The sequence below is a fragment of the Streptomyces spinoverrucosus genome, from assembly GCF_015712165.1.
GTDB classification, from domain to species: domain Bacteria; phylum Actinomycetota; class Actinomycetes; order Streptomycetales; family Streptomycetaceae; genus Streptomyces; species Streptomyces spinoverrucosus_A.
Genome location: NZ_JADPZX010000001.1, coordinates 3,480,323 through 3,502,926, shown reverse-complemented (window position 1 = coordinate 3,502,926; position 22,604 = coordinate 3,480,323). Strand labels below are relative to the sequence as shown.

General features: G+C 68.8%; 22 protein-coding genes, 5 tRNA genes and 2 pseudogenes. 24 read left to right on the top strand and 5 right to left on the bottom strand.

Features of this window, described 5'->3' with window-relative positions; all coding sequences use genetic code 11:
* Nucleotides 1–50 precede the first annotated feature (50 nt).
* Together I2W78_RS15720 and I2W78_RS15715 are read left to right on the top strand one after the other, a co-directional pair.
* Nucleotides 51–617, top strand: a complete 567-nt coding sequence (locus I2W78_RS15720) for an SMI1/KNR4 family protein (RefSeq protein ID WP_196460489.1) — start codon at nt 51–53, stop codon at nt 615–617.
* A gap of 371 nt (nt 618–988) precedes the next feature.
* Nucleotides 989–1,255 (top strand): GlsB/YeaQ/YmgE family stress response membrane protein, encoded by a 267-nt coding sequence (locus I2W78_RS15715; RefSeq protein WP_196460487.1) that lies wholly within the window; start codon nt 989–991, stop codon nt 1,253–1,255.
* A 124-nt stretch (nt 1,256–1,379) separates the two neighbouring features.
* Here the strand turns inward: I2W78_RS15715 and I2W78_RS15710 are convergent, their stop codons facing one another.
* On the bottom strand, nt 1,380–1,868 hold the full coding sequence (locus I2W78_RS15710) for a YajQ family cyclic di-GMP-binding protein (RefSeq protein WP_196460485.1): 489 nt from the start codon (nt 1,866–1,868) through the stop codon (nt 1,380–1,382).
* A gap of 224 nt (nt 1,869–2,092) precedes the next feature.
* On the opposite strand from I2W78_RS15710, the gene I2W78_RS15705 reads away from it, so the two are divergent.
* From I2W78_RS15705 to I2W78_RS15660, 9 genes and pseudogenes are all read left to right on the top strand, one after another.
* A tRNA-Tyr gene (locus tag I2W78_RS15705) sits at nt 2,093–2,174 on the top strand.
* 612 nt (nt 2,175–2,786) lie between these two features.
* A pseudogene (locus I2W78_RS15695) lies at nt 2,787–2,903 on the top strand (IS481 family transposase); the annotation flags it as partial.
* 375 nt (nt 2,904–3,278) lie between these two features.
* Nucleotides 3,279–4,523: an IS110 family transposase gene (locus tag I2W78_RS15690; RefSeq protein ID WP_196460104.1), complete on the top strand. Its 1,245-nt coding sequence runs from the start codon at nt 3,279–3,281 to the stop codon at nt 4,521–4,523.
* Between the two features lie 493 nt (nt 4,524–5,016).
* Nucleotides 5,017–5,865, top strand: a complete 849-nt coding sequence (gene mobF / locus I2W78_RS41665) for a MobF family relaxase (protein ID WP_374222671.1) — start codon at nt 5,017–5,019, stop codon at nt 5,863–5,865.
* Nucleotides 5,762–6,148: a hypothetical protein gene (locus I2W78_RS15680; protein WP_196464843.1), complete on the top strand. Its 387-nt coding sequence runs from the start codon at nt 5,762–5,764 to the stop codon at nt 6,146–6,148. The genes mobF and I2W78_RS15680 overlap by 104 nt, the downstream gene beginning before the upstream one ends.
* A 435-nt stretch (nt 6,149–6,583) precedes the next feature.
* Nucleotides 6,584–7,279 (top strand): hypothetical protein, encoded by a 696-nt coding sequence (locus tag I2W78_RS15675; protein ID WP_196460479.1) that lies wholly within the window; start codon nt 6,584–6,586, stop codon nt 7,277–7,279.
* A 670-nt stretch (nt 7,280–7,949) separates the two neighbouring features.
* Nucleotides 7,950–8,059, top strand: a tRNA-Arg gene (locus tag I2W78_RS15670).
* 270 nt (nt 8,060–8,329) lie between these two features.
* Nucleotides 8,330–9,400, top strand: coding sequence for a hypothetical protein (locus I2W78_RS15665; protein ID WP_196460477.1), 1,071 nt, complete (start codon nt 8,330–8,332; stop codon nt 9,398–9,400).
* Nucleotides 9,401–9,636: 236 nt separating this feature from the next.
* Nucleotides 9,637–9,858 (top strand): hypothetical protein, encoded by a 222-nt coding sequence (locus I2W78_RS15660; RefSeq protein ID WP_196460475.1) that lies wholly within the window; start codon nt 9,637–9,639, stop codon nt 9,856–9,858.
* A 55-nt stretch (nt 9,859–9,913) separates the two neighbouring features.
* Here the strand turns inward: I2W78_RS15660 and I2W78_RS15655 are convergent, their stop codons facing one another.
* Complete coding sequence (locus tag I2W78_RS15655; protein ID WP_196460473.1) at nt 9,914–10,570, bottom strand: NAD(P)H-binding protein; 657 nt, start codon at nt 10,568–10,570, stop codon at nt 9,914–9,916.
* Between the two features lie 100 nt (nt 10,571–10,670).
* Entirely contained in the window at nt 10,671–11,966 is a 1,296-nt protein-coding gene (locus I2W78_RS15650) for an amidohydrolase family protein (RefSeq protein WP_196460472.1), read from the bottom strand.
* A gap of 279 nt (nt 11,967–12,245) precedes the next feature.
* Here I2W78_RS15650 and I2W78_RS15645 point away from each other — a divergent pair.
* From I2W78_RS15645 to I2W78_RS15620, 6 genes are all read left to right on the top strand, one after another.
* A tRNA-Thr gene (locus tag I2W78_RS15645) sits at nt 12,246–12,318 on the top strand.
* A gap of 46 nt (nt 12,319–12,364) precedes the next feature.
* A tRNA-Met gene (locus I2W78_RS15640) sits at nt 12,365–12,437 on the top strand.
* A gap of 89 nt (nt 12,438–12,526) precedes the next feature.
* Entirely contained in the window at nt 12,527–12,691 is a 165-nt protein-coding gene (gene rpmG / locus I2W78_RS15635; protein ID WP_003948671.1) for a 50S ribosomal protein L33, read from the top strand.
* Between the two features lie 188 nt (nt 12,692–12,879).
* Nucleotides 12,880–13,332, top strand: a complete 453-nt coding sequence (locus I2W78_RS15630) for a MaoC family dehydratase N-terminal domain-containing protein (protein WP_196460470.1) — start codon at nt 12,880–12,882, stop codon at nt 13,330–13,332.
* A 4-nt stretch (nt 13,333–13,336) separates the two neighbouring features.
* Nucleotides 13,337–13,765: a MaoC family dehydratase gene (locus I2W78_RS15625; protein ID WP_196460468.1), complete on the top strand. Its 429-nt coding sequence runs from the start codon at nt 13,337–13,339 to the stop codon at nt 13,763–13,765.
* A 120-nt stretch (nt 13,766–13,885) separates the two neighbouring features.
* Nucleotides 13,886–14,941, top strand: a complete 1,056-nt coding sequence (locus I2W78_RS15620) for a UDP-N-acetylmuramate dehydrogenase (RefSeq protein WP_196460466.1) — start codon at nt 13,886–13,888, stop codon at nt 14,939–14,941.
* Nucleotides 14,942–15,195: 254 nt separating this feature from the next.
* Here I2W78_RS15620 and I2W78_RS15615 read toward each other — a convergent pair whose 3' ends face one another.
* A complete protein-coding gene (locus tag I2W78_RS15615) occupies nt 15,196–16,251 on the bottom strand; it encodes an adenosine deaminase (protein ID WP_196460464.1) in 1,056 nt (351 codons plus the stop codon).
* Nucleotides 16,252–16,377: 126 nt separating this feature from the next.
* A complete protein-coding gene (locus I2W78_RS15610) occupies nt 16,378–17,604 on the bottom strand; it encodes a pyridoxal phosphate-dependent aminotransferase (RefSeq protein WP_196460463.1) in 1,227 nt (408 codons plus the stop codon).
* Between the two features lie 294 nt (nt 17,605–17,898).
* Here I2W78_RS15610 and I2W78_RS15605 point away from each other — a divergent pair.
* The 7 genes and pseudogenes from I2W78_RS15605 (at nt 17,899) to rplJ (ending at nt 22,575) form a co-directional block, all read left to right on the top strand.
* A tRNA-Trp gene (locus I2W78_RS15605) sits at nt 17,899–17,971 on the top strand.
* 105 nt (nt 17,972–18,076) lie between these two features.
* Nucleotides 18,077–18,364 (top strand): preprotein translocase subunit SecE, encoded by a 288-nt coding sequence (gene secE, locus I2W78_RS15600; protein WP_196460462.1) that lies wholly within the window; start codon nt 18,077–18,079, stop codon nt 18,362–18,364.
* Nucleotides 18,365–18,442: 78 nt separating this feature from the next.
* On the top strand, nt 18,443–19,252 hold the full coding sequence (gene nusG / locus I2W78_RS15595; RefSeq protein ID WP_196460461.1) for a transcription termination/antitermination protein NusG: 810 nt from the start codon (nt 18,443–18,445) through the stop codon (nt 19,250–19,252).
* A gap of 168 nt (nt 19,253–19,420) precedes the next feature.
* The gene (gene rplK / locus I2W78_RS15590) at nt 19,421–19,855 is read left to right on the top strand and encodes a 50S ribosomal protein L11 (protein WP_006130605.1); all 435 of its coding nucleotides are present in this window, start codon (nt 19,421–19,423) and stop codon (nt 19,853–19,855) included.
* A 77-nt stretch (nt 19,856–19,932) separates the two neighbouring features.
* Nucleotides 19,933–20,658: a 50S ribosomal protein L1 gene (gene rplA / locus I2W78_RS15585; RefSeq protein WP_196460460.1), complete on the top strand. Its 726-nt coding sequence runs from the start codon at nt 19,933–19,935 to the stop codon at nt 20,656–20,658.
* Between the two features lie 143 nt (nt 20,659–20,801).
* Nucleotides 20,802–21,732: pseudogene (locus I2W78_RS15580) on the top strand (hypothetical protein).
* A 312-nt stretch (nt 21,733–22,044) separates the two neighbouring features.
* Complete coding sequence (gene rplJ, locus I2W78_RS15575) at nt 22,045–22,575, top strand: 50S ribosomal protein L10 (RefSeq protein ID WP_196460459.1); 531 nt, start codon at nt 22,045–22,047, stop codon at nt 22,573–22,575.
* Nucleotides 22,576–22,604 lie beyond the last annotated feature (29 nt).

Below are 22,604 nucleotides of genomic sequence, written 5' to 3'. Positions count from 1 at the left end.
GTTGTCCACAGGTCCGCCCGATTGTCAGTGCCGCCTTGCATCATGAACCCATGACCGAGATCGAGCAGTTGCTGGCACGGGTGGAGGACAAGGCCCGTAACACCCGCCCGTGGGGCTGGACTTCGCTTCCCGAGCCCGTGGACGCCGCCGCGGTGGCCCGCGCCGAGGCCGCGCTCGGCTTCCGTCTGCCGCCGCTGCTCGCCGAGCTCTATGTGCGGATAGGGGACGGCGGATTCGGCCCGGAGTACGGTCTGCTGCCCCTGCTCGACAGCCCGCCCGCCGACGAGCCCGCCGCCGTCGTGCAGTACCTCGCCAACCGCGAGAGCGGCCGCAAGGACCCCGAGTGGCCCTGGCCCGAAGGGGTGTTGCCGATATCCCACTGGGGCTGTGCGATGTACGCCTGCGTGGACTGCCTCGACCCGCAGGCCCCCGTCCTGCTCTTCGAACCGAACGCCGACGACGCCGACCACGCCTGGTACGTGGACGCCCCCAGCCTCACGGCCTGGTTGCGCACCTGGTTGGACGGCACGGGCTGGTACGAGGAGACAAACGAGGGGGTGGACCTGGCGCCCTGGTCCGACTTTCGCATACGCACGACCCCGACGCCGGCCGCGTAGCAGAATCGGCCCGCCCACCGGCGTGTGTCATGCGCCCCACGCCGCTCGACGGTGCAACCGCCAGGCGCCGCCGTGCCGTCCTCGGCAGTGAAAGAGCAAGGAATCGCGCCAGACCTGGCACGTGCGGCGAGGCAAGCCGCGGCACGAGGTGCGGGCAAGCCGCGAACCGCAACGCAAGACGCAGACCGCAACCGAAAGAGCAAGACGCACCAGACCACAACAGCACCACAGCACCACAGCACCACAGCACCAGAGCACCGCATCACCCCAGCACCACGCACGAGCACCATCTGCATCCGTCCTGGCCGGACATCGCCAAGATCACAGTCCAGGGACAGTGCAGACCCAGCGCGGAAGGGCAGGTTCACGGCATGAGCATCATCGCTTGGATCATCCTGGGACTGTTGGCCGGAGCCATCGCCAAGTTTCTGCTGCCGGGCCGCGACCCGGGCGGACTCATCGGCACCACATTGATCGGCATCGCGGGCGCGTTCATCGGCGGCTGGATATCGGCCCGCTGGCTGGACCACCCGATCAGCAAGGACTTCTACGACGGCACCACCTGGGCGGCTGCCATCGGCGGCTCGCTGGTCCTGCTGATCGCGTACCGCATCCTCTTCGGCCACTCGCGCGACTGAGCGCGGGGCGTCGCGCGCAGGCACTGCCCAGTCAGGCAGGCACTTTCCGAGTCAGGGGCGAGAAAGGGAGGGCCACCGGGCAAGCGGGTGCCCACCCCTCCTCGGACGTGCGCGTGCGTCGGGGTTACCGGTAGTTCACGAACTGCAGCGCGAAGTCGAAGTCCTTGCCCTTCAGAAGGGCGATCACGGCCTGGAGGTCGTCCCGGCTCTTGGAGGTGACGCGCAGCTCCTCGCCCTGGACCTGGGCCTTGACGCCCTTCGGACCCTCGTCGCGAATGATCTTCGCCACCTTCTTCGCGTTCTCCTGGGAGATCCCCTCCTCGATCGACGCGAAGATCTTGTACTCCTTGCCCGAGAGCTGGGGCTCGCCCGCGTCCAGGGCCTTCAGCGAGATGCCACGCTTGATCAGCTTGGACTGGAAGACGTCGAGGACGGCCTTCACGCGGTCCTCCGAGTTCGCCTCCATCAGGATCTTGTCACCGGACCACGAGATCGAGGCACCCACGCCCTTGAAGTCGTAGCGCTGCGAGATCTCCTTGGCGGCCTGGTTGAGGGCGTTGTCGACCTCCTGCCGCTCGACCTTCGAGACGATGTCGAAACTGGAGTCGGCCATGTGCTGTGGCTCCTTGTATCGGGGTGCGAATCGGGTGCGTAGCGGCGTACGCGGGCGGCGGCCGGGCCCGGATCGGACCCGGGGCCGCATCCGGACAAGCCTAGCCACCCCCTGTCCCCCGAGCGCCGATCAATCGGGTGGCGAAGCACCCCTCCGTATCGGGTATTGTTTACGTCGTTGCCAGCGAGCACCACCGAAAGGCGGTTCGAGCGGCAGCAAACCCCGGCGGTGTGCCCGAGCGGCCAAAGGGAGCAGACTGTAAATCTGCCGGCTCAGCCTTCCCAGGTTCGAATCCTGGCGCCGCCACACGGAAACGAAGGGCCCGTGACCTGCGATGTCAGCAGGTCACGGGCCTTTCGTCATGTACCCCTGTGACCTACGGACTGTCTCACGCTATCTCGCGTTCGAACGCCCTGTCTCGGGGTACGTGCACGGGGTGTGGACGGGACTTTGAGCCCGTCGCGCGCTCTGCCCCAGACGCGCGGAGATCTTGGCGTTTGCCGCCTCGCCTCCGTCCTTGAGCAATTTGGCGTACACACGGAACAGCACCGCCACGCTGTGGCCCGCGCATTCCGCCACGAGCTGAGGTTCGACTCCAGAGCTAAGCCACGTGGACACCGCAGCGTGGCGAAGATCATACGGAAGCTTGGCCAGCGCCGATTCGAATTCCGTCGGGGTCAGGGCTCGCGAGCGAGCCTCAGCCCAGACTTCTCCGTACCCGGTGTCCTGGACCAGTCCGCCGCGCATCGTCTGGAACACCTGACCGTCGGGGCCGTGCCGTATGCGGTGAGATGCCGTACCTTCACCCTTCGTCTGCGGCTGCTCGTACAACCCTGCCCACGCCCTGTCGGGTCTCCACTCGGCCGACCGCCTCAAGCGCTGAGAGTGCGCGTCGCACGGTCCCACGGGAGACCCCATCGCACCGCAGCTCTGGACGACTTCCTCCACGCCTACGAATACCATCGCTGCCACACCGCACTCGGAGGCCAGCCGCCCATCACCCGAGTCAACAACCCTGCGAGTCAATGCACCTAGCCGGTCGCATGTGCACGATGCGTGGAAGGCTGGGGTCGAGTCTCCTCTCGACTCGCTCATCTGCACAGGTCACCGCAGGTCAGCGAACCAGCGCACCTTTGGTGCGCGCCGGGGGCGTGGTAAATCCCGTGGCGTGCGCCGAAGGTGCTTCCGTCTGCCCTGACGTGGGGTGATGCCGGTCCGGGACGCTGGAGGGGTTCGTTCCGGCCGAAGCCGATGTCTCTGTGATGCCGGTGAGCTCGCAGGTCAGCGTGGCACTGAGGGCCGTCCACGGGAACCGTGGAGTGTTGCTGTGAGCACGTGCGTCAGAATTCCTGTTTCGCCCTGGCCCTCCCGGAACGGTGTACCGGTTGCCGGCTGGGAGGGAGCAGAGCTGTGGACGTGCTGCACGAACGCTGCGCTGGTGTGGACATCAGCAAGAAGGACGCCAAGGTGTGCGTTCGCACGCCGACTGCGAAACGGCGGGGGTCGTTCACCACCGAGACCACGACGTGGGGTTCGACGACGAACGCGGTCCTTGCGCTGCGGGATCACCTGCTCGCCGCCGAGGTCACCCTGGTGGTGATCGAGGCAACCAGCGACTACTGGAAACCGTTCTACTACCTGCTGTCCGAGGACTTGGCCGTGATCCTGGTCAACGCCCGGCAGGTCAAGAACCTGCCCGGCCGCAAGACCGACGTCTCCGATGCGGCCTGGCTGGCCCAGCTCGGCGCCCACGGCCTGGTCAGGCCGTCGTTCGTGCCCGACCAGCCCGTGCGTGAACTGCGGGACCTGACCCGCGCCCGCACCCAGCTCACCCGCGAGCGCGGCCAGATCGTCCAGCGCCTGGAGAAGCTGCTGGAGGACACCGGGATCAAACTTGCCGCGGTTGCCTCCGACATCATGGGCGTCTCCGGCCGGGCCATGCTGGAGGCTCTCGTCTCGGGCGAACGCGAACCACAGACCCTCGCGGAGCTGGCCAAACGCAAGCTCCGCAACAAGATTCCCGAACTCACCGAGGCCCTGACCGGCCGCTTCCGCGACCATCATGCCTTCCTGGTCCGGCTGCACCTGGACCACTACGACCAGCTCACGGATGCGGTCGGGCAGCTGGATGCGCGGATCGAGGAGGCGATGGCCCCCTTTCGAGGCGCCCTCGACCTGCTCGACACCATCCCCGGGATCAACCGCGCGGTCGCCGAGGTGATCGTCGCGGAGACCGGCGGCGACATGGCCCGCTTCGCCTCCGCCCGGCACCTCGCCTCCTGGGCCGGGGTCTGCCCCGGCCACCACGAGTCCGCCGGCCGCACCAAGAACACCAAGGTCCGCCCCGGCAATCCCTACCTGAAGGGAGCACTCGGGCTCGCGGCGTTCGGCGCGGTGAGAACCAAAGACACCTACCTGCAAGCCCGTTACAAGCGGCTCACCGCCCGCCGCGGCCCGCTCAGGGCCCTGGTCGCCGTCGAGCACTCGATCATCACCGCGATCTGGCACATGCTCACCGACCACGTCACCTACCGCGAGCTCGGCGGCGCCTACTTCACCCAGCGCGACCCCGAACGCGCCACCCGCCGCGCGATCAACGCCCTCAACCAGCTCGGCTACACCGTCACCCTCAACCCGCTGGGAACCACAGCCTGACCACCCCACGACCGCCCGGCAGCCCCGGCAGCCCCGGCAGCCCCTGCGGCCACCGGACGCTCAGCCCTGCCCAAACAACCCCTGACCTGGACCTATTTACGCGTCAGAGAGACTGCCCTTGGGCGGACTGTCCGGCTTCCCACGATGCCTCGGACGCGAGGCGCCTGGCGTATGGCACCGGTGCTCTGCCTCTCTTTCCGCCGGCCTCCTGCCAGTCCGTCTCACGGGACGGTTGCGAGATTCTTCCCTTTTCTCTCCCGCCCCACGGGATGCCGCACCTTGACGCTGTTTTCGCCCGTGAGAGGCGTGTTGGGCTGATTCGCATGATGACGATCAAACGAATCAGTGCAGGCTCGGTGTACCGCTACTACGTACGTCAGGTGGTCATCGGCGACGGCCAGCGACCGGGGGCGGAACACGCTCCTGACCGAGGACCAGGCCGAAGCCGGGGTGCCCGCAGGCGAGTGGATGGGGCGAGCGGCGCCCGCCCCCGGTGTTGCTGGGGTGGTCACCGAAGCGCAGATGCGCAGCCTCTTCGGGTGAGGGTCTTCATCCCGAGGCGGACAGGATCACGGCCGAGCTGACAGCCGCCGACGCGAACCCCGCCGAGGTACGGCGGGCGGTGAAGCTCGGCTACGCGCTGCGGGCGAGGACGAGCAAGGGCGGGTCAGTGGCGGCGTGGGACTGCGCGTTCCGTCCGTCGGCCACAGTGACGTTGCTGTGGGCGTTCGGCACCGGACCGGTGCCGGGCATCGTGGAGCGGTCCCAGGTCGTGGCCATCAGCAAGGTGGTGGCGTGGTTGGAGGACAACGCGCTCATCGTGCGCTCCGGGGCGGGCTGCAAGGACCGCATGCCCGCCAGGTTCCGGCACTTCGACAACAGGGATCAGAAGCCGTTGCTGCATGACCACGTCGTGATCTCGGTCAAGGTGCAGCGTGAGGACGGCACTTGGGCGCATCTGCACGGGCGAGTGCTGTTGGAGGACGCGGTCGCTGCCGGGGCGCTGTACAACCAACTCGTACTCGAAGAGGTCTGTGCCGCGCTCGGCCTGGCCACGCGCCCGCGCATCGCCACCCTGGGAAAGCGGCCCGTAATGGAGATAGCCGGAATCCCGAGCGCACTCATCGACCGGACCTCCACTCGCAACGCGGCCACGATGAGCCGCCTCGAAAGAACTCACGGAGGAACACCGGTCCAGGACCTGCCGCGAGCCGGGTCCGGGCCTGCGCTCCCGCTTCATGGCGCGCGCCGCACGGGAGGAGCACCCGCCGAAGGAGGAGATCCTGCCCCTGCCGGTCCTCCGGGCACGGTGGCGCGAAGCCGTCGCCCTCTTCGGCGCTGACATCATCGACCGCCTCTTGGAGCTGGCCCGCCGCGCCGCCGAGATGATCCGAGCTCGGGTCCGGCGCGTGCTCGACATCGCCGTCGCGGTGCTCGATGTCGCCAAGACCGTCTACGTGCACCACGGGGTGTTCCGCTACCGGCACTTGCTCGCCGAGGCTCGTCGGCACGTGACTCAGACGTCGCTCGGCAAGCGAGCCGAACCGGGGCTCCCTGAGCAGACCGCCCATCAGGCCGCCCGAGCACACTGCCGAAATCTCGGCGGACAGAGCAGCGAGGGGTGACACCACGCGTCACCGATCACGTGACCCACACAGGGAGGTGGGATCCAACCCTGATCGGCACGGCAGGTGACCGCGCGCCGCAGCTCACCGAGGAACAGCGAGCCCGCCTCGCAGGGCTCCAAAGGCACACCGAACATCAGCGCCCGTGTGCTCAGGGGTTGCGCGGACAGAATCAAACATCTCGCCCCGACGTGCCCGATATCAGCTACCTGGAGGCGATGGGATATGTTCTGTGATGCGAAAAATGAAGCGGAACCCACCGCTTAACTTGGCGAAGAAGGTCCGTTCGGGAATTTAAATTGGAATCGAGAATTCCGGGTGGGTCTCAAGTTAACCTCAAATACCTTCGCCGCCATTGGCAAGGTGATCATCTGTGGTCTAGCCTCTGATCACTCGGTCACCCCAGGGGGGAGGCCTACGGTTGAGAGGTGTCTGATGGGCATCGTTTTGAACCGAACCACCGTCGCGTCAGTGGCAGCACTTCTTCTGTGCCTCGGCGTTTCCGGGTCGGCCGTTGCCGTCTCTGAAACCCCAGAATCGACCCCCACGGCCACCGAAACGCCAATACCCGATGGTGAGATCAACCAGGACCCGCCTGCGGAGCCCGAGGAGGTAGTGTCCGATATCCCGGACGAAGGTAATGGGATGCCGGACGAGCCCACCTTCATGCCGCCGCCACCGAAGGACTGGCCTAACGCAGAATACTGCGGTCCGCCACATGGCGTCTATGTCGCGCAGTCGCAAGGAAAGCAGTATCACAAGGGCGTCGGCCCGACGAACTCGAACTACAACGGAACGTCCCGGACGGCAAAGTCGACGTTCACATCCGAAGTGACGGGCGAGATCGGGATTTCGGTTTCGGCTGGCCTCACGGTGAGTCGAGAGGCTCTGATCGCCAAGGTTGAAGGCAAGTTTGATGTGGAGTTGTCGGCCAAGCTCACCGCGAAGCTCGGCAACAAGATATCGGTGAATACTCCACCAAAGACGACGACGAACGCCAAGTATGGAGTGTTTCGACTGAAGCACACCGGTCAAAGCTATACGATCTACAGCAACTGCAAGACATCAGCAAAGACGACCATCACGAGCTACACGCCGTTCCGGGTGGGTTGGTACATATGGGAGGACTGATGGTTGGCAGCCGTCGCAAGAAGGCTGTAGTGGCCGCGATGGTGGGCGGGCTTCTCCTGGCTGCGTGCTCTGGCAGCAGTGAGTCGAACCAGCCGTCGGCACTGGATTCCCCGTCGACGCCAAGAACTTCACCCTCTCAGCGATACGAGGAAGTTGAGGGGGAATCGGTTGCTCGTGCACCGAAACTCCCTATTGGAAAACCTCTGATTGAGGTTGCTTCCGCTCGCGGGAACAGAGTGGTGGAGCTCCCGAATGGCGTGGCGCGAGGGCCGCTGTCAATTCTGGTGAACTGTGAAGGGAAGGGCACTCTGTCCATCACGGTGGCTCCGGTCGGTCTGGGATTCCCCCTCGAATGCGTCGATGGAAATGTCAGTAGCACATACAACGAGATAGCGCTAAAGCGCGCTAGGTCGGAAGGCTCCGTGCAGGTGCAGGCGCCCTCCGGCGTTAGATGGTCGCTCACTGTTGGTCAGTAAGCGTCCATCTGCCGGAGTTCCATGAAGTGGGTCCTCTGTGGGCGTAATCGAGGATCCACTTACGGAGAGGAGCTCAACGGTTGTGGACGGGGCTACTCGCGATGTGCCTGGCAGGGGGCGGGGCCAGGGATCACGAGGCTCCAGGCCGTACAGCCTGACGTACGGCTTACGGTCGGGAGCGGCTGAGGTCTGCGGGCGGCTGTGGGCTGCCTGTGGACGGCATGCGGACGGCCGAGGCGTCGATGGAGTGCCTGCGATGCTTCGCCGCAGGTCAGAACCCCAGGTTCGAATCCTGGCGCCGCCACGCTGAGAAAGACCCCCTCTGATCTTCGTCTTCGCAGATCAGAGGGGTCTTTCTGTCTGTGGAGGCGATTGTTGGAGCGGCTGTGAGGCAGGGCCGCGCCGACTGGTCGTGGTCGAGACCGGGGGCCGGTGTTTTGCCGGACCAGTGCCCAGCTGGGCGTCCCGTTTGTGTTACATACGGGACATGTCGCATGTGTGGGTTCGCGTGCCCCGTCGGTGGGGCGTGGAGTTTCCGGCGGGACGCCGTTCCGGCCCCGGGGCGGTCTGAGCCGTGCCGGGTCTGCCTCCCGACGACGCGGACGCGGACGCGGAGACGTTGCAGGATTCCGCCCTCGCGCAGTCCGTGCTGCGGGCGGCGGCCGCGAACCCGCAGTATTTGCCGGAACTCCTCGCATCCTACGCCGTCCGGCACATGGGCCCGGTCGCCGCACGCTCGGTGGCCCGGATGCGTGCGGCGCAGCCTGACGCCGCCATGGCCGAACTGCGGGCCTCGTTGCTCGACCGTGGCAAGCGCCGGGTCGTTTCGCAGGGGGCCTTCGTCGGCGGCCCCATGATGATCATGGCGCCGTTCGCATTCTGCGCGGCACTGCTCAGTCAGGCGCGCACCTGCCTGGAGCTGGCCGCCCTCGAAGGACGGGACCCCACCAGTCCCGTCCGCAGTGCCGAGCTGCTGGTGCTCCAAGGGGTCTACCCGGACGTCGACCGGGCACGGGCCGCGCTCGCGGCGGCCTCACTCGCGGAACAGGAGAAGGCGAAGGAGAGACAGGCCGGGAAGAAGGCCTCGAGGAAGGGGCGAACCGGGCGGGAAGCGGCACGGCGGGACCGGGCCGGGGTGGCGAAGGCGGGGCGGGACTGGAGGCGCGTAGCGGTCCTGTGGGAGCTGACCATGCGCATGGCGCGTGTCCTGGGGTTGATCGCGCCGCAAGGTGAGGCGAGGACGGGAGGCCTGGCGCGATGGCCGGCCGCGGTGGGGCACTACGCCGTGCTCGGTGTCGTGTTTCTGATCGCGGTGGTCGCTCCTTTGGTCTGGGTCCCCTACCTGGGCCGGTCGTACAGCCGGTCCACCGACCGTTTCCTGGACAGGGCAACGGCCTTCTACTCGGGCGGGCCGGTGGCCCGGCCACGGCGGACCACGAGAGCCGGCCCCGGGATGCCGGTGGCCACCGTCAGGGCTCTTCTGTCGCTGCTCATCCCTGTGGGCCTGATCGTCGTGGTCGTCCTCGCCGACCTGCGGGTCGCGGACGGGCTTTGGCCCGTGCTGGCTGCCACCCTGATCACGGCTTCCTTCGGGATGGCGGCGGCATGGCAGTGGCGGCGCCGCCGCCGGCGCCGGAACGGCTGACGGAGGTTCAGGCGAGCAGGTGGGCCCCGGTCGGCCCGGCTGCCGCGCGTGGGGGCCCGGCCTGGAGACAGTTGCGCGCCGCCGGAGACATTTTGCGCGCCGCCGGAGACATTTGCGCGCCGCCGGTCGCTCCTGAGGGCGACCGGCGGCAACGAGCCCTGGTGGCTGAGCCCCGTTTCGGAGAGCGGACCGCCGGACTTGCTGGGACCGAAGGGGTGTTCGGGCACACTGACCCCATGAGCTCCCGCTCCTCCCGCCGCAGAACCTGCCCCGAGTGCCGTCGTGAGATCGCCGTCGTCGCGGGACGGTTCGCCCGGCACGACCCGCCCGGTGCGCGAGAGACCGGTCGGCTCGTCTCCTGCCCCGGGTCGCTTCGGCAGGCGCAACTGGGAGCGGTTCAGCCGTCGTTGGACGGGCATGTCGTGCCGGAGTACCCCGGACAGCTGCCGCTGTTCTAGGGGCGGAGGCCGTCCGAGGGGCCTGCCGACGCGGGAACCGCCGCCGCGGTCGGCCTCAGTTTCCGGCCACCGACTTCACGGCCACCGAGACCGGTGTCGACCCGCCGATCAGTTCCAGGGTCAGACCGGCCGTCGCCGGGGTGTCGAGCAGTTCGGCAAGGACGGTGGCCACGTCGTTGCGCGGGATCGGGCCCCGGCCGGTGTGCGCCTCCAGGCGGACGAGGCCGGTGCCGGCGTCGTCCGTCAGCGTGCCGGGGCGCAGGATCGTCCAGTCAAGCGCGTCCTGGCGGCTGATGTGGGCGTCGGCCTCGCCCTTGGCGCGCAGGTAGACGTCGAAGACCTCGTCGCCCTGGTGGTTCGGGTCGGCGCCCATCGAGGAGACGATCAGGAAGCGGCGTACGCCCGCCCGGGCCGCCGCGTCCGCGAACAGCACGGCCGCGCCCTTGTCCACCGTGTCCTTGCGTGCCGCCCCGCTGCCCGGGCCTGCACCGGCCGCGAACACCGCCGCGTCGGCACCCTGCAGATGCGCCGCGACCTGCTCGACCGTGGCCGACTCCAGGTCCAGCAGGACGGGTTCGGCGCCGGCCTCCCGCAGATCGTCGCCCTGTTCGGCGCGGCGGATGATGCCCGCCACCTCGTAGCCGCGCGCGGAGAGCAGGCGCTCCAGCCGCAACGCGATCTGTCCATGACCTCCAGCGATGACAATGCGCATGCTTCCGACCGTACGCCCGAACGGCCGCATCCGCCGCATGAGATGGGTGGTGTCTCAGCCTCACGAGATGGGCGGGGTTGAAAGGGTTCAGGGTGGGTGCCTACGACAACTCGCCCCGCCCCTGCCGCGGCAGTCCCAGCTCCGCCGACGCGGCCGAGTTGCAGTACTCGCGTACCGCGCTCGTCCGAGCCACCACGCGCCCCCGGTGCACCACGATCCGGCTGTACGCCAGTGACAGGGCACCCGCCAGCCGTTCTCCGCGCACCGCCAGCAGCTCGGCCGGGAAGCCCGCCTCCACGCGTACCTCGGGCAGGCCCATGGCGGCGCGGGCAGAGGTGCTCACGGCCTCGTAGGCGTCCTCGGGGCGCAGGCCGTGGTGGGAGGCCAGGAGGTAGGCGGCCTCCAGGGGGTCGCCGCGCCCCACCGGGTTCGAGGTGTCCCGCAGGGCGCCGCTGCCGGCGGCGAGGCGTACGCCGGCGGCGCGCAGCAGCCGTACGGGCGTCGTACCGTGCCGGTCGGCGCCCGCGCAGCCGCCCTGCGGCAGGCACACCACGGTCACGCCCGCCGCCGCCAGCTGGTCGGCGGTGCGGGACGCCACGTCGGTGGGCAGGTGGCCGAGGCCGCCGCACGGGCCGATCGTCACGCCGGGGCGCAGGCCGCCGGCCATCGCGGCAAGGCGGGCGAGACGGGCCGGGTCGGTGGCGTCGGTGTGCAGGTCGACGGGGCAGCCGTGTTCGGAGGCGACCGTCAGGACGGACTCCACATAGCCCGTCGGATCGGGGTCGAGATCCGGACAGCCGCCCACCACGGAGGCGCCCATCTTCATCGCGTCGCGCAGCATGGCGAGCCCGTCCGCCCCGGCCACCCCGGTCAGCACCCGCGGCATCGCCACCGCCGTCAGCTCCGCGAGCCCGCGCAACGACCGCCGCGCCCGCAGTACGGCGGTCAGCGCGCCCAGCCCCTGAACATCACCCACGCGCACGTGGGCCCGCAGCGCGGTCGCCCCGTGCCCGAGTTGCAGCAGCGTGGCCTCGGTGGCCCGGCGCTGGACGTCCTGGGGGTCGTACGAGACCGGGCCGTCGGCGTCGGCGGACAGGGCCGTGTCGGCGTGGGCGTGCGGTTCGGCCGGGGCCGGCAGGAGGAGGTAGCCGCTGAGATCCACCCGGCCGCCACCGCCGCCGCTGCCACCGCCACCGCCACCGCCACCGCCACCGCGAGAGCCGCCCAGGCTGCCCGCCGTACCCACCGCCTCGATACGCCCGCCGCCCAGCCGGACGTCCACGGTCCGGCCGTCCGTGAGGCGCGCGCCGCACAGCAGCAGACTGGCCGCGTCGCCCTGTCCCGAGCCCGGCAGGGGCGACGACGAGTGAGGCGGCTGCGGCTGGCTGTCGGGCATCGTGCTCCAGGACGTTTCGAGTTCGGCTGGGATCGGAGTCGGGTCTCATGACGTACCGCCGCGTCATGGACGCAAGATCACGCAGAGTGAGTCGAGCCTAGGACGGCGTTCGGTCTGTGGCGCGCAGGAGCGCAATAGTCGTACCGGTGTGGTCCGCCGACCGAGTCCGGTGTCCGAGCGGCCCGCGGGGCTGCTGAGAGGTGCGCGACGGGGGCGGGATGGAGACGGGGAAACGGATTTGGGTGAACGGCGGCCGAGCGTGTAATGTCTTCATCGCTCGCCCCAATAGCTCAGTCGGCAGAGCGTCTCCATGGTAAGGAGAAGGTCAACGGTTCGATTCCGTTTTGGGGCTCTGGTGTGAGAGGTTTCCGCCGTCAGGCGGGGCCCGATCGCACCGCAGCGGTGTAGCTCAGTCGGTAGAGCAAGCGGCTCATAATCGCTGTGTCACCGGTTCAAGTCCGGTCACCGCTACTGACAGTAGCCGATTGCGGGGTCGGTCCTTCGATCGGCTACTCTTTCTTGCGTTGAATTAACCTACCCGTTCGTCAAGGAGCACTCACGTGGCTGCCACCGACGTCCGCCCGAAGATCACGCTGGCCTGCGTGGAGTGCAAGGAGCGGAACTACATCACCAAGAAGAACCGGCGTAACAACCCGGACCGTCTTGAGATGAAGAAGCACTGTCCGCGTTGCAACGCGCACACCGCGCACCGCGAAACGCGCTGACGCAGGCTCGTACTTCTTCGTACGGCTCGTACACGAGGCCGCCCCCGCAGTTCAGGGGGCGGCCTCGTGGCTTTTCGGTCACCCTTTTGGCCGGGCGTGGCCACTGAGCGCAATCGGCCACAGCGGCTTTTATACGGTTGACCCGGCACGGTGGGTCGACCAGAGCAGAAACCAGGAGGTACCGAGCCATGGCGCTCGACCAGTCCTTCGTGGGGCGGAGCTACCCGCCCACCGACCCCTACGAGGTGGGCCGGGAGAAGATCCGTGAGTTCGCGGAGGCGGTGGGAGACGCCAACCCGGCCTACGTGGACCCGGAAGCCGCCAAGGCCCTCGGCCACCCCGACGTGATCGCCCCGCCCACCTTCGTGTTCGCGATCACTTTCAGGGCGGCGCGGCAGGTCATCGACGACCCGCAGCTAGGGCTGGACTACAGCCGCGTCGTGCACGGCGACCAGAAGTTCGCCTACAGCCGGCCGGTGCGCGCCGGTGACCGGCTCACGGTCACCTCGACCATCGAGGCCATCAAGTCGCTGGCCGGCAACGACATCCTGGACGTCCGCGGCGAGGTGCACGACGAGGCCGGGGAGCACGTCGTGACCGCCTGGACCAAGCTGGTGGCCCGCGGGCCCGAGGAGGCGTGAGCAGATGACGGCCAAGATCGCGTACGCCGACATCGAGGTCGGCACCGAACTGCCCGCGCAGACCTTCCCCGTGACCCGCGCCACGCTCGTCCAGTACGCGGGCGCCTCCGGGGACTTCAACCCGATCCACTGGAACGAGAAGTTCGCCAAGGAGGTGGGCCTGCCGGACGTCATCGCGCACGGCATGTTCACCATGGCCGAGGCGATCCGCGTGGTCACCGACTGGGCCGGGGACCCTGGTGCGGTCGTCGAGTACGGCGTCCGTTTCACCAAGCCCGTCGTCGTCCCGAACGACGACCAGGGGGCGACGATCGAGGTCAGCGGCAAGGTGGCCGCCAAGCTCGACGACAACACCGTCCGCGTGGACCTCACGGCGACCAGCGCCGGACAGAAGGTCCTGGGCATGTCCCGGGCGGTCGTCCGGCTGGCCTGAGCTGTGCACTTGAGTAAGGGGCGTTCGCAATGGCGGGCGCCCCTTACCGCTGTCTGCCGCGACAGGGGCACGTGCGCGTGCGCCACGGAGCCTGTCAGTGCCGTCTCGTAGTCTTGGCGCGTGCAGGTACTCCACGACGCCCCCCTCGCCCCGTTGACCACGTTCCGGCTGGGCGGTCCCGCGACCCGGCTGGTGACCGCGACGACCGACGCCGAGGTCGTCGACGTCGTCCGGGAGGCCGACGCCAACGGGACGCCGTTGCTGGTCATCGGCGGTGGTTCGAATCTGGTCGTCGGCGACAAGGGGTTCGACGGAACGGCCCTGCGCATCGCCACCCGCGGCTTCGAGCTGGTCGGCACGCGGCTGGAGCTGGCCGCCGGTGAGGTGTGGACGGACGCCGTCGCGCGCACCGTGGAGGCCGGGCTCGCCGGTGTCGAGTGCCTGGCCGGGATCCCGGGGTCGGCGGGCGCGACGCCGATCCAGAACGTCGGGGCGTACGGCCAGGAGGTCTCCTCCACCATCACCGAGGTGATCGCCTACGACCGCGAGGCGGGCGAGACGGTCACCCTGACGAACGCCGAGTGCGGGTTCTCGTACCGCCACAGCCGCTTCAAGGCCGACCCCGAGCGGTATGTCGTCCTGCGCGTCCGCTTCGAGCTTCAGGACGCGGGCGGGCTGTCGGGGCCCATCCGGTACGCCGAGACCGCCCGCGCGCTCGGGGTCGAACCGGGCAACCGGGTTCCGCTCGGCGACGCCCGCGACACCGTGCTGAAGCTGCGCGCCGGGAAGGGCATGGTGCTCGACTCCGAGGACCACGACACCTGGTCCGCCGGCTCCTTCTTCACCAACCCGATCCTCACGGCCACCCAGTTCGCCGCGTTCCACGCGCGCGTGCGGGAGCGGCTCGGCGAGGGCGTGGAGCCGCCGGCGTACCCGGCCGGGGACGGGCACACCAAGACCTCCGCCGCCTGGCTGATCGACAAGGCCGGATTCAGCAAGGGCTACGGCACCGGGCCCGCCCGGATCTCCTCGAAGCACACCCTCGCCCTCACCAACCGCGGCGAGGCGACCACGGAGGACCTGCTGGCGCTGGCCCGCGAGGTCGTCGCCGGGGTGCGTGAGGCCTTCGGGATCACCCTGGTCAACGAGCCGGTGACGGTCGGGGTCAGCCTCTAGGCGCAGCCTCTGGGCCGGGGCGCAGCCTCCAGGCGGAGGCCAGCCTTTGTGCCGGGGCAGCCTCCAGGCGGAGGCCAGCCTTTGTGCCGGGGCAGCCTCCAGGCGGAGGCCAGCCTTTGTGCCGGCGCAGCCTCCAGGGAGAGGCCAGCCTCTGGGCCGGGGCAGCCTCCGGGCAGAGGCCAGCCTTTGTGCCGGGGCGCAGCCTCCAGGCAGAGGCTGCCTTTTGGGCCGGGGCAGCCCCCAGGCGGCGAGGCTCAGCCGTCGTCGGCGGCGGGCTCGGCGGCGGTCAGCCAGGCGTCCACCCCTGCCAGCAGCCTCGTTTTCGTCTCCTCCGGCGCCGCCGAGGCCCGTACCGACTGGCGGGCCAGTTCGGCAAGTTCCGCGTCGGTGAAGGCGTGGTGCTCGCGGGCGATCTCGTACTGGGCCGCCAGGCGGGAGCCGAACAGAAGCGGGTCGTCGGCGCCCAGGGCCATCGGGACACCGGCCTCGAAGAGGGTGCGCAGGGGGACGTCCTCGGGCTTCTCGTAGACGCCGAGGGCCACGTTCGAGGCCGGGCACACCTCGCAGGTGACGCCCCGGTCGGCCAGGCGCTTCAGCAGGCGCGGGTCCTCTGCCGCGCGCACGCCGTGGCCCACCCGGTCGGCGTCCAGGTCGTCCAGGCAGTCGCGGACCGAGGCGGGGCCGGTCAGTTCGCCGCCGTGCGGGGCGGACAGGAGGCCGCCGTCGCGGGCGATGGCGAAGGCGCGGTCGAAGTCGCGGGCCATGCCGCGCCGCTCGTCGTTGGAGAGGCCGAAGCCGACCACGCCCCGGTCGGCGTAACGGACGGCCAGTCGGGCCAGCGTACGGGCGTCCAGCGGGTGCTTCATACGGTTGGCCGCGACCAGCAGGCGCATCCCGAGCCCGGTCTCCCGCGACGCCGTCTCCACCGCGTCCAGGATGATCTCCAGCGCCGGGATCAGGCCGCCCAGGCGCGGGGCGTACGACGTCGGGTCGACCTGGATCTCCAGCCAGCCCGAGCCGTCCCTCAGGTCCTCCTCGGCCGCCTCCCGAACCAGCCGCTGAATGTCCTCCGGCTGCCTCAGGCACGAGCGCGCGGCGTCGTACAGGCGCTGGAAGCGGAACCAGCCCCGCTCGTCCGTCGCCCGCAGCCGCGGCGGCTCACCGCTGAACAAGGCCTCGGTCAGCGCCTCGGGCAGCCGTACGCCGTACTTGTCGGCCAGCTCCAGCAGGGTGCCCGGCCGCATCGAGCCGGTGAAGTGCAGGTGCAGATGGGCCTTCGGGAGGTCGGAGACATCACGTACACGTTCCATCCCAGGATCCTGCCGTACGCCCCGCTCGCCCCGGTAGCGCTTTCCCCGTTAGTGGTCTTGCTCGCACGAAGAAACGGAATTGGCCGCCCCCCTTTGCAGGGAGACGGCCAACGACGTCGTGGAACGTCAGTCGCGTGCCTCCGCCAGCAGCTTCTGGATGCGGCTGACGCCCTCGACGAGGTCCTCGTCGCCCAGGGCGTACGACAGGCGCAGATAGCCCGGCGTGCCGAAGGCCTCGCCCGGGACGACCGCGACCTCGACCTCCTCCAGGATCAGCGCGGCCAGTTCGACGGTGTTCTGCGGGCGCTTGCCGCGGATCTCCTTGCCGATCAGTGCCTTCACCGACGGGTAGGCGTAGAAGGCGCCCTCGGGCTCCGGGCAGACGACGCCGTCGATCTCGTTGAGCATCCGGACGACGGTCCTGCGGCGCCGGTCGAACGCCTCGCGCATTGTGGCGACGGCGTCCAGGTCGCCGGACACCGCGGCCAGCGCGGCGGCCTGCGCCACGTTCGAGACGTTCGACGTGGCGTGCGACTGGAGGTTCGTCGCGGCCTTCACGACGTCCTTCGGGCCGATGATCCAGCCCACTCGCCAGCCGGTCATGGCGTACGTCTTCGCGACACCGTTGACCACGATGCACTTGTCGCGCAGCTCGGGCAGGACGGCCGGCATCGACACGGCGGACGCGTCGCCGTAGACCAGGTGCTCGTAGATCTCGTCGGTGAGCACCCACAGGCCGTGCTCGACGGCCCAGCGGCCGATGGCCTCGGTCTCGGCCTCGGAGTAGACCGCGCCGGTCGGGTTGGACGGGGAGACGAAGAGGACGACCTTCGTCTTCTCCGTGCGGGCCGCCTCCAGCTGCTCCACGCTGACGCGGTAACCGGTCGTCTCGTCGGCGACGACCTCGACCGGGACACCGCCGGCCAGCCGGATCGACTCCGGGTACGTCGTCCAGTACGGAGCCGGGACGATGACCTCGTCGCCCGGGTCGAGGATCGCGGCGAACGCCTCGTAGATGGCCTGCTTGCCGCCGTTGGTGACCAGGATCTGGGACGCGTCGACCTCGTAACCGGAGTCGCGCAGCGTCTTCACGGCGATCGCGGCCTTGAGTTCGGGCAGGCCGCCGGCCGGGGTGTAGCGGTGGTACTTGGGGTTCTTGCAGGCCTCGATCGCGGCCTCGACGATGTAGTCAGGAGTCGGGAAGTCGGGCTCGCCGGCGCCGAATCCGATCACCGGACGCCCGGCGGCCTTGAGGGCCTTGGCCTTGGCGTCCACGGCGAGGGTGGCGGACTCGGAGATCGCGCCGATGCGGGCCGAGACCCGGCGCTCGGTGGGTGGGGTTGCAGCGCTCATGAGGCCATCGTTTCAGACCGGAAACCGGCCCGGCACACTGGTTTCACGGACTGAGCAGCTCAGGGCAAACCGTGGAACAACAGTCCGGACACATCGGGTGGCCTGGGTGATCTTCGGCCGGATCCCGGCCGAAAGGGCGGCGATCTTCCGGGGGCGCAGGTCCCAGGGCCCATTTCTGTTCGACGCCCGGCCCAGGACCACGTACACTCTCACCTCGTTGGCCTTCATCGAGCCCGCACTCGGCCGGTGCACACCGTGCACCCGGTTGGATGCGGTACGTTGGGGGACACACAAAGGGTCGTAGCTCAATTGGTAGAGCACCGGTCTCCAAAACCGGCGGTTGGGGGTTCAAGTCCCTCCGGCCCTGCTACACACACCGCCAGGATGTGTGCGCAGGTACGTACAGCAACGCACCGCCGTGCGGCTCAGACCGGGCGCGGCACGGCCACGACCCGGGATCAGGTGAGGACGAATGACGGACGCCGTGGGCTCCATCGACACGCCTGACGCTCAGGACGAGGCACCGGAGTCCCAGAAGAAGTCCCGCAAGGGCGGCAAGCGTGCCAAGAAGGGCCCGCTGAAGCGCCTTGCCCTCTTCTACCGGCAGATCGTCGCCGAGCTCCGCAAGGTCGTCTGGCCCACGCGCACCCAGCTGACGCGATACACGACCGTCGTGATCATCTTCGTCGTCGTCATGATCGGACTGGTCACCGTGATTGACTATGGGCTCGACCACGCCGCCAAGTACGTCTTCGGCTGAGCCAAGAGCGAAGGGCGCCGTGACCCGGCGCCCCTTTCGCGTGTTCCACCCCTATGTATCCAGGAAGAAGCAGCCACCGTGTCTGACCCGAACGTGAACGACGCCATCGAGCCGGTCGAGTCCGTGGAAGACGAGCTCGACATCGTCGAGGGTGCGGACGAGGACCTGGACGAGGCCGAGGCTGCCGACGCCGCCGCGGGTGAGCCCGCGGAGGAAGCCGCCGTGCACGTCGATGAGGAGCCCGCGGAGGAGGCCGAGCCCGAGCCCGAGCTCGACCCCGTCGAGGCGCTCCGCCAGGAGCTGCGCACTCTGCCCGGCGAGTGGTACGTGATCCACACCTACGCCGGTTACGAGAACCGCGTGAAGACCAACCTGGAGCAGCGCGCCGTCTCGCTCAACGTCGAGGACTACATCTTCCAGGCCGAGGTGCCGCAGGAAGAGGTCGTCCAGATCAAGAACGGCGACCGCAAGACCATCAAGCAGAACAAGCTCCCGGGCTACGTCCTGGTCCGCATGGACCTGACGAACGAGTCCTGGGGCGTCGTCCGCAACACCCCCGGTGTCACCGGCTTCGTCGGCAACGCCTACGACCCGTACCCGCTGACCCTGGACGAGATCGTCAAGATGCTCGCCCCGGAGGCGGAGGAGAAGGCCGCCCGCGAGGCCGCCGAGGCCGAGGGCAAGCCGGCGCCGCAGCGCAAGGTCGAGGTCCAGGTGCTGGACTTCGAGGTCGGCGACTCGGTCACCGTCACCGACGGCCCGTTCGCCACGCTGCAGGCGACGATCAACGAGATCAACCCCGACTCCAAGAAGGTCAAGGGCCTGGTGGAGATCTTCGGCCGGGAGACGCCGGTCGAGCTCTCGTTCGACCAGATCCAGAAGAACTGACGCCTTCTGGGCACAGTACTTCCGCGCAGGTCAGGTGGGCTCTCGGAGCCTGTCTGACCTGCACGGTTTTTGGCCGCGCATCTATACCCGTTATCGTTGTGCGGTATGCCTTCTGCCGAGACGCGACTCGGTGGAGGGTAGACCCGAATCGAAAGGACCCGGAGAGCTATGCCTCCCAAGAAGAAGAAGGTCACGGGGCTCATCAAGCTCCAGATCCAGGCCGGTGCCGCCAACCCGGCCCCGCCGGTCGGCCCCGCGCTGGGTCAGCACGGCGTCAACATCATGGAGTTCTGCAAGGCCTACAACGCCGCGACCGAGTCGCAGCGTGGCTGGGTCATCCCGGTGGAGATCACGGTCTACGAGGACCGCTCCTTCACCTTCATCACCAAGACCCCGCCGGCCGCCAAGATGATCCTCAAGGCCGCGGGCGTGGAGAAGGGCTCCGGCGAGCCGCACAAGACCAAGGTCGCCAAGATCACCCGCGACCAGGTCCGCGAGATCGCCACCACCAAGATGCCCGACCTCAACGCCAACGACCTGGACGCCGCCGAGAAGATCATCGCCGGCACCGCCCGTTCCATGGGCGTCACGGTCGAGGGCTGAGCCCCAACCTCCCAGAGCAGTAGTGGCAGGGCCTGCTCGGCCCGGACCACGACTCCTAAGAATCCCCAGGAGCAGTAGTGAGCAAGCGCAGCAAGTCTCTCCGCGCTGCGGACGCCAAGGTCGACCGGGACAAGCTCTACGCCCCGCTCGAGGCCGTCCGTCTCGCCAAGGAGACCTCCACGACCAAGTTCGACGGCACCGTCGAGGTCGCCTTCCGTCTGGGTGTCGACCCGCGCAAGGCCGACCAGATGGTCCGTGGCACCGTGAACCTCCCGCACGGCACCGGTAAGACCGCCCGGGTCCTGGTCTTCGCGACCGGCGACCGTGCCGAGGCCGCGCGTGCCGCGGGCGCCGACATCGTCGGCGCCGACGAGCTGATCGACGAGGTGTCGAAGGGGCGTCTGGACTTCGACGCCGTCGTCGCCACCCCGGACCTCATGGGCAAGGTCGGCCGCCTCGGCCGCGTGCTCGGTCCCCGTGGTCTGATGCCGAACCCCAAGACCGGCACCGTGACCCCCGACGTCGCCAAGGCTGTCAACGACATCAAGGGCGGCAAGATCGAGTTCCGCGTCGACAAGCACTCGAACCTGCACTTCATCATCGGCAAGACGTCGTTCGACGACAGCAAGCTGGTGGAGAACTACGGCGCCGCGCTGGAGGAGATCCTCCGTCTGAAGCCGTCCGCCGCCAAGGGTCGCTACATCAAGAAGGCCGCCATCACCACCACGATGGGCCCCGGCATCCCGGTCGACCCGAACCGCACCCGCAACCTCCTCGTCGAGGAGGACCCGGCCGCGGTCTGAGCCCTCATGGCTCGCTGAAGTCGGATCACGGGCCCCGCACCTCTCTCAGGTGCGGGGCCCGTTTCGTTGTCCGCGGGGGACGGTTGTCAGTGGGCTGCGTTAGCGTGCTTGCACGGGACTCGCATCTCGCAGTGGGGGGACGAATGACGAGCACCATCCTGTGCCGGGGCGTACGCCGCGTGGCCGTCGCGCTCGCGGCGGTGGTCGCGCTGACCGGCGGCCTGGCCGGCTGCACCGCCGCCGATTCGCCCGGCCGCCCGGCCGGGGACGACCGTCCGTCCGGCGTGAGCCCGTCGCGCGTCGCCCCGATCGCCGCGCTGCGCTCCGCCGAGCGGTCCACCGACCTGGCCGACTCCGCGCGTGTGGAGTCCACGACGACGATGGGCACGCTGATGTCCATGACGGCCGACGGCGTCCTCGGCTGGAGCGACGGCGTCACCGGCACGCTGACCATCACCTACACCGGCGGCACCATGGCCGACACCATGAGCCGACTGGGCAGTACGTCGATGGAGGCCCGCTATCTGCCGGACGCCTACTACGCCCGCATGGGCGACACTTTCGCCGAGCAGGCGGGCGGGCGGCACTGGGTGCGGTACGCGTACGACGACCTGGCGAAGCTCACCGGGGGCTCCGGCGCGTATCTCCAGGAGCAGATGCGCAACACCACTCCGAAGCAGTCCGTGGAGCTGCTGCTGGCCTCCGGGGACGTGAAGGAGGTCGGCACGGAGGAGGTGCGCGGTGAGCGGACCACGCACTACTCGGGCACCGTCGACGCGGCCGACCTCGCCACCCGCGACTCCCACCTCTCCGAGAGCCGCCTCGCCGACCTCAGGGAACAGCTCGAACGGGCGGGCGTGACCACCCAGACGGTCGACATATGGGTCAACGAGCGGGACCTGCTGGTCAAGAAGGTCGAGAGGGGCCGGATGGGGACCGGGGGAGCTGACCCAGACCGCGTACTACAGCGACTACGGAGCGGAGGTCTCGGCCGAGCGGCCGCCGGCCGGCGACACCCAGGACTTCGAGGAGCTGCTCCGACAGCAGCAGGGCGGCAGCGGCGGCGGCTCCTGACCCCCGCGGGTCGGCGGGCCGAGGACCGTACGGGCGGATTTGCTTGACAGGGATGCGGTCCCGTACGCTTCTGCGGAAGCCAAAGACCGCTGGTCGTTGCCGTGCACTCGTACGAGGGCGCGGTGGCCGAAGGATCCGCTGAACTGCGGACGACCCGCGCAGGTGACAGTGGAAGTGCTCCCGGAGTACGTGCGTCCACGCATGTACAGCCGGTCGAGTCCGCCCCGTGCGCCTGCGCCGGGGCGTTTCGTTTTCCCCAGTCCTCCTTCGGGTCCGCGCGGTCCGAATCACCCGGAAGGAGGCCGAGGCTCTATGGCGAGGCCCGACAAGGCTGCCGCGGTTGCCGAGCTGACGGACAAGTTCCGCAGCTCCAACGCCGCCGTGCTGACCGAGTACCGCGGTCTCACCGTGGCGCAGCTCAAGACGCTGCGTCGTTCGCTCGGTGAGAACGCCCAGTACGCCGTGGTGAAGAACACGCTGACCAAGATTGCGGCCAACGAGGCCGGGATCACGCTGGACGACCAGCTCTTCGCTGGTCCGACGGCCGTCGCCTTCGTCACCGGTGACCCGGTGGAGTCGGCGAAGGGTCTTCGTGACTTCGCCAAGGACAACCCGAATCTCGTCATCAAGGGCGGTGTCCTTGACGGCAAGGCGCTGAGCGCCGACGAGATCAAGAAGCTTGCGGACCTCGAGTCCCGCGAGGTTCTGCTCGCCAAGCTGGCGGGCGCCCTGAAGGGCAAGCAGACGCAGGCTGCTCAGGTCTTCCAGGCGCTCCCGTCGAAGCTCGTCCGCACCGTGGACGCGCTTCGCGCCAAGCAGGCCGAGCAGGGCGGTGCCGAGTAATTCGGCTCGCATCATGACCGCCGCCTGAG